This window comes from Methanoregula sp., from assembly GCF_002835825.1.
Taxonomy (GTDB): domain Archaea; phylum Halobacteriota; class Methanomicrobia; order Methanomicrobiales; family Methanospirillaceae; genus Methanoregula.
The window spans coordinates 1-5,198 of the sequence record NZ_PIZH01000148.1 but is presented as its reverse complement, the minus strand read 5'-3'; the positions used below and the strand labels follow the sequence as shown (position 1 = coordinate 5,198).

Sequence of the window (5,198 nt, the reverse complement as noted above, 5' to 3'; positions counted from 1 at the left end):
TATTTAGAACGTTCTGGTCAGGCCAATGGCCGATCCCTGCTTTATATAGCGTGCATATCCGGTTTTGGGAAAATTTTGAGGGTATTAATAAATCTTTACGCGGTCCTGACCGCGGAAAATTCCGTTATCGCGGTTACCGGGTCTTTTGCCTCGTAAATCGCCCGTCCCACGATGATGCCGTCAACGAGCTTCGCGACGGTGGCTGCATCGCCCCCCTGTGCACCAACACCCGGGGAGAGAATTTTCCGTTTGCCCACGATTTCGCGCAGGATTGTTACGCGCTCCGGGCGCGTTGCCGGGGCGATAATCCCATCCGCGCCGCACTCAACCGCAAGAGCTGCGATCTTCTCGGCGGTCCCGCCATGGAAGAACGCGGTCGCGCCCGGGTGGCTCATCTCCGCAACCACGAAACAGGAGCCCCCGTAGTCAGCGGCAACATCCACGCATGCCTTGATTGCGTCGGCGCCGGTGAACCCGTGGCAGATAATGGACGAGAACCCGGCATCGAAGACCTGCTCCGCGATGAGCCGGTTCGTGTTGGGGATATCGGCGACCTTGAAGTCCGCGATGAGAGGCTTGTCCAGCTCTTCGAGTTCCCCGGCAATCGAGAGGCCGCTTGAGAGAATGAGTGGATAGCCAAGCTTGATGGCGTCGAGGTGCGGGGCGCAGGCTTCCGCAATCCGCAGCGCTTTTTCCTTCTCGGTCACGTCCAGCGCAAGGATGAGTTCGGTCATTTTGCGAGCCTCTCCATCACCGCGGCAGTCAGAACGGGCAGGGTGATCGTTGCATCGCCGTACACGGTTACGGCCTGCGCTTCTTCCGTGATCTTGCCCCACGACCGCGCTTCGTCCAGCGTTGCGCCCGAGAGCCCGCCCAGATCCGGCCGGTCGCCCGTGAGCTGGATCGCGTACGTGAACCCGTTCGGCGTCATCAGCATGCTCTGGAGGATGAAGTTTTTCGGGACACCGCCGCCCACGAGCATGGCGCCGGCCTTTGTTGCGGTGAAGCACCGGTCCATCAGCGACTGCATGTCAGCGAATGCGTCAACGGTGACCTTGTTTGTCTGCGAGAAGAGCCAGTACTGGAGCCCGATCATCGAGTCCTGCACGGCCGGGTTGTACACCGGGATCTTGTTCCGGGCGGCGGTGTGGAGGATGCCGGACTTCGTGTTCTTCCCGATGTGTTCGAGCAGTCCCGAGATGGAGATCGTGGAACCCGGCTCGAGCTGCCCGAATACCTCCTGCATGAACTCCTCGAAGTGCTCGAAAGCATCGTTTGGCAGGTAGACATCGTAGATCCGGTTGATCTCATCGTGCCGGAGCTCGATGTCGTTGCAGAAAGCGGTGCCGTGGAAGTGGTGGCACCCGATCGCTTCGATGATGTCGTGCGTGAGATTGGCGCCGGTCGAGACGAGCACGTCGATGTGGCCGGCTTTTACCAGGTCGGAGACGATCCCTCCCATGCCTGCGGGGACCATTGCCCCGGCAAGCCCGAAGAACTTCGTTGCCTCCCGGTCTTTCAGCATCTGCTCCCAGATATCCGCGGCGCGGGCGAGCGATCCGCCATTGTAGGCACCGGCCTCACCCATTGCCACCACCAGTTCGTTCACCGTCATCTTCGGCTTCACGTGGAGCTGGGTGACCGGCATCTCGCAGGGTTGTGTCATACTTTTTTGCACTTCCACTTGTTGCTGAAATATTGGTGTTCTGTACAGATAACTGTGCTTGGAGGCCCGCAGGGCGGGGATGGGCCGGACTCTGGGGAAGGTATTTACCTTTTCACTGTCGTTTTTCCTCTATGCAGGAGATCCGGTTATCCTTACGGAAACGGGCGTTCCCAAGCGAAGGGCGGGCGCGGCTCAATGTAGCCCACCTCCCCGAAATCGGGATCACCGAAGGGGAACAGGCAGACCTTGTCAACGAGGCGACCGGTGCGAGCGTGACCGTCACGATAGTTGCCGACATTCTCGTTCTCGAAGGGCAGGTGCGCGTGGGCGCAGAAGACCTCACGGCGCTTGGACTGTCCGAGAACGAGACCGTCCTTGTCAGGAAAACCCCCCCGCTGGACGAGAAGATTAAGAAGGCGGCCGGTGAGGCAGGTGTTGCTGTTCAGAAAGGCGTTGACACGCTTGACCGGGCGCTGACAAAGGCCGCCGGTGAGGTGAAGGCGGGAGCCGGGAAGGCTTCTGAAACGATCGGCACCGCGGCGAAAAAGACCGCTGAAGGTGTCAAGGACGTTGCCCGGAAAGTCTCCGGTAAAGACGATCTCTGAACATCCCCAAAAAACAGCAGCACAGAATGCAGCATAAAAATCTGGTGAAATCATGGCATCCGATATAATCATCAGCGACACGATGCTTGCAGGACTGATCATTGTCCTCGGCATGGTGGTCGTCTACCTCATCATCCGCGAGATACGGATCATGAAGACCTCCAACCGGGCACTCGAGCTGAGCCTGGAGAAGGACAAGCTTTCGCTTCTCCAGCAGCACGAGGCAAAGAAAGCGTTCCCGTTCACCCGGCTCTCCCCGGAACAGACGGCGGAGATACGGCAGGTGCAGGAAGATACTGCCGCAATCGAGACAACGGTCTTTGCAAAAGAGAAACTGCTTGAGGCCCGGCTGGCCCGGCTCGAAAACATCGTGAAGGCAAAGAAACTCGACAACCTCCTGGTGAACGCGACAGAGCAGGAGAAGAAGGTGAAGTGAGATGAACCCGACACTTTATCATGCACCGGAAAAAGACCTGACAAGCGGATCGTTCTGGGACGAGCTTGCGCAGGTTCCCGGAACAATCGGCTCCCGGCTCCCGACCCTTGACCGCTCGCTTGACGCCTACTTTGACCGGCACTTCGCAGCCATCGTCGAGGAGTGGGACCTCGTGACCGGAAGCGATCTCCGGAACCTGGAAACCCGGCTGGAACGGGTGAGCGGCGAGATTACCCGCCTGTACGAAGGAAAGATGGCCCTTGAGTCGCGGGCACAGGAGCTCGACCGGCTGATCTCATCGCTGGAGCGGTCGAAATGATCGGCATGGATTCATACCTCAACGCCTACGTGGACCGGCGGATGAAGTACCTTGTCGAAGAGTACGACCTCTCCACGCAGGGAGAGCTTGCGGACTTCACGGCCCGGCTGGCATCGCTGGAGCGGGAGATCCCGTCTCTTGCAGCGTTTGAAAAGGAAGCGGCAGGCAAACTTTCAGCGCTCGAAGCCCGGGCAGCGGCCCTGAAGGGGAGGCGGTGACATGGATCTCTTCACGTTCATTGTCCTTGTCGTCATCCTTGTCGTGGTCCTCTTTCTCGTGTACTGGTTCTTCCACGGCGCAAAGGGCAACATCTCCCTCTCCCGCCCGGTGGAGAGCCGGGTGGACGAGTACCTGGACCGCCGGTTCCAGGAGATGATCGCGGAATGGGAGCTGGTCCCCGGCCCGCAGCTCCGGCGGTTTACGGAGGAGCGCTCCCGCGATCTTGCACAGGACGAGGCACGACTGGGCGAGCTGAAACAGTTTGAATCCGGCATGCGGACAACGCTCTCATCCCTGGAGGCACGGCTTGACACTCTGGAAAAGGAACTCGCCGGCGGCGCAGCAAAAAAATAAGGGGTCCTCCGAGAAGTTCCGCGAGCTGAAAAAAGAGGTCGCGGTGATGCGCAAGCAGGGGGAACCTCCAACGAAAGACCCCCGCACCTTCTCCCAGTACCTCTGCGATCTCTGCGCAACGCCGCACCCGGTATCGGGCCTCCGGCAGTGCGTGCTCTGCGGGCGCTGGGCGTGCGATGCCTGCTGGAAGGACGAGTACTATACCTGCAAATCCTGCGCTGGCCTGATCAAGATCCATTCCCTGGTGGGAAAGGAATAATTTTTTCACCGTCTTTTCACGCAGTCTTACGACCCTGACGGCCGGACCTGGATCTCCATCTCCGCAATCCGGCGGTACACTTTTGCGGTCACGCTCTGGGTCCACCGGTCGAAGACGAGCGACTGGAATGGCTGCCAGATCGTGACCCAGCAGAAGATGATGAGCACGTTCTCGATCACTTCAATGAGCGGGTCTCCTTTGAACTGCGAGCAGGCAGCGATGCCGATGAACGAAGGCACGCAGACCGCGATCGTCAGCCGGATCTCGCGGATGCCGGCCCGCTGTGTAAGCCGCATGCTCCGCTGCATGTCTTCTGCCCGGATCCGGAAGTGTGACCGGACCGCCGAGACAATGGAGCTGTCACGGCCCGGCTGAAGATCGGATGCGGGGAGGATGATCTCGATCGTCTCCCGTAATTCCTGGTGGGAACCTTTCGCCTTGTCGACCACGGAACGGAAGATCTGTCCCTCGGCCCGGTCCGAGAGCTCCCGGTGGTCTTCCGGTGAAGGGTCGTCTGAATCGTACAGATGCGCAATAGTCCTGAAGGTTACCTGTGCTGATGTTGGATCCTGATCTCTTGTCTCTGGCATGGCGGGTCACTGATACCTGTGTATCGTATGGGGTTTTCGCAATCGGGGGGCATAACCATTTCCCTGCAGGCGCCGGGTGCAGCCTGCACGAGAATTCTTAAGGCAACAGGTCGATTCAGGATTAAAGGAGTCGCACTATGGCCGGAACCGAATCCCCCCGGAAGATGAGTCCCCGTGACCTCATGATCGTCATCGTCATCGCGCTTGGCTCGTTCATGGCCGGCCTCGATGCCACTATCGTGAACATCGCGCTCCCTGACATTGCGAAATATTTCCATGTCTCAACGGTTGCTGTGACATGGGTGCTCAATGCCTACCTCATCATTCTTGTCAGCCTCCTGCTTGCCGCCTCGCGACTCGGGGATATGAAAGGCTACCGGAACATTTTCCTGGGAGGGTTTGCCCTCTTCACTGCGGGGTCGGCGCTCTGCGGCCTCTCCCCGTCGCTTGATGTGCTCATCATCTCGCGGATGGTCCAGGCTGTCGGGGGTGCAGTCATCGCTGCGCTCGGGGCCGTGATGGTGACCTCCTATCTTTCGGCCTCATTGCGGGGCCAGGCGCTCGGGATTGTTGCCATGTTCACGATGCTCGGCGCAGCGCTCGGGCCGGTTGTGGGCGGTTTCCTGACAAGCGCCTTCTCGTGGCAGTATATCTTCTTCGTGAACCTGCCGGTCGGCATCGTTGCCATCCTCCTCGGCATGAAGATCCTCCCGCGGCTCCCCCCGGTCACTCCGGCGGCGAGAATAGACA

At 59.5% G+C, this 5,198-nt stretch carries 10 protein-coding genes; 7 read left to right on the top strand and 3 right to left on the bottom strand.

Annotated elements, in window-relative coordinates; genetic code table 11:
• Positions 1-95 precede the first annotated feature (95 nt).
• Both pyrF and CW742_RS06680 read right to left on the bottom strand, forming a co-directional pair.
• Positions 96-734 carry an orotidine-5'-phosphate decarboxylase gene (gene pyrF / locus CW742_RS06685; RefSeq protein WP_292418203.1) on the bottom strand — a complete coding sequence of 213 codons (639 nt, stop codon included), beginning with the start codon at positions 732-734 and terminating at the stop codon, positions 96-98.
• On the bottom strand, positions 731-1,666 hold the full coding sequence (locus tag CW742_RS06680) for a deoxyhypusine synthase (RefSeq protein WP_292418200.1): 936 nt from the start codon (positions 1,664-1,666) through the stop codon (positions 731-733). Before CW742_RS06680 ends, pyrF begins: the two co-directional genes overlap by 4 nt.
• A gap of 131 nt (positions 1,667-1,797) precedes the next feature.
• On the opposite strand from CW742_RS06680, the gene CW742_RS06675 reads away from it, so the two are divergent.
• Genes CW742_RS06675 through CW742_RS06650 form a run of 6 tightly spaced genes read left to right on the top strand, consistent with a single transcriptional unit; the run spans position 1,798 to position 3,858 of the window.
• Entirely contained in the window at positions 1,798-2,271 is a 474-nt protein-coding gene (locus CW742_RS06675; protein ID WP_292418197.1) for a hypothetical protein, read from the top strand.
• 52 nt (positions 2,272-2,323) lie between these two features.
• Positions 2,324-2,707 (top strand): hypothetical protein, encoded by a 384-nt coding sequence (locus CW742_RS06670; protein ID WP_292418196.1) that lies wholly within the window; start codon positions 2,324-2,326, stop codon positions 2,705-2,707.
• Position 2,708: 1 nt separating this feature from the next.
• On the top strand, positions 2,709-3,026 hold the full coding sequence (locus CW742_RS06665; protein WP_292418193.1) for a hypothetical protein: 318 nt from the start codon (positions 2,709-2,711) through the stop codon (positions 3,024-3,026).
• A gap of 5 nt (positions 3,027-3,031) precedes the next feature.
• The gene (locus tag CW742_RS06660; RefSeq protein ID WP_292418190.1) at positions 3,032-3,244 is read left to right on the top strand and encodes a hypothetical protein; all 213 of its coding nucleotides are present in this window, start codon (positions 3,032-3,034) and stop codon (positions 3,242-3,244) included.
• A gap of 1 nt (position 3,245) precedes the next feature.
• Positions 3,246-3,599 (top strand): hypothetical protein, encoded by a 354-nt coding sequence (locus CW742_RS06655; protein ID WP_292418188.1) that lies wholly within the window; start codon positions 3,246-3,248, stop codon positions 3,597-3,599.
• On the top strand, positions 3,553-3,858 hold the full coding sequence (locus CW742_RS06650; protein WP_292418185.1) for a hypothetical protein: 306 nt from the start codon (positions 3,553-3,555) through the stop codon (positions 3,856-3,858). Before CW742_RS06655 ends, CW742_RS06650 begins: the two co-directional genes overlap by 47 nt.
• 26 nt (positions 3,859-3,884) lie before the next feature.
• Here the strand turns inward: CW742_RS06650 and CW742_RS06645 are convergent, their stop codons facing one another.
• Positions 3,885-4,448, bottom strand: coding sequence for a hypothetical protein (locus CW742_RS06645; RefSeq protein WP_292418182.1), 564 nt, complete (start codon positions 4,446-4,448; stop codon positions 3,885-3,887).
• A gap of 137 nt (positions 4,449-4,585) precedes the next feature.
• On the opposite strand from CW742_RS06645, the gene CW742_RS06640 reads away from it, so the two are divergent.
• A partial coding sequence (locus tag CW742_RS06640; protein ID WP_292418179.1) for an MFS transporter occupies positions 4,586-5,198 on the top strand: 613 nt, incomplete at its 3' end.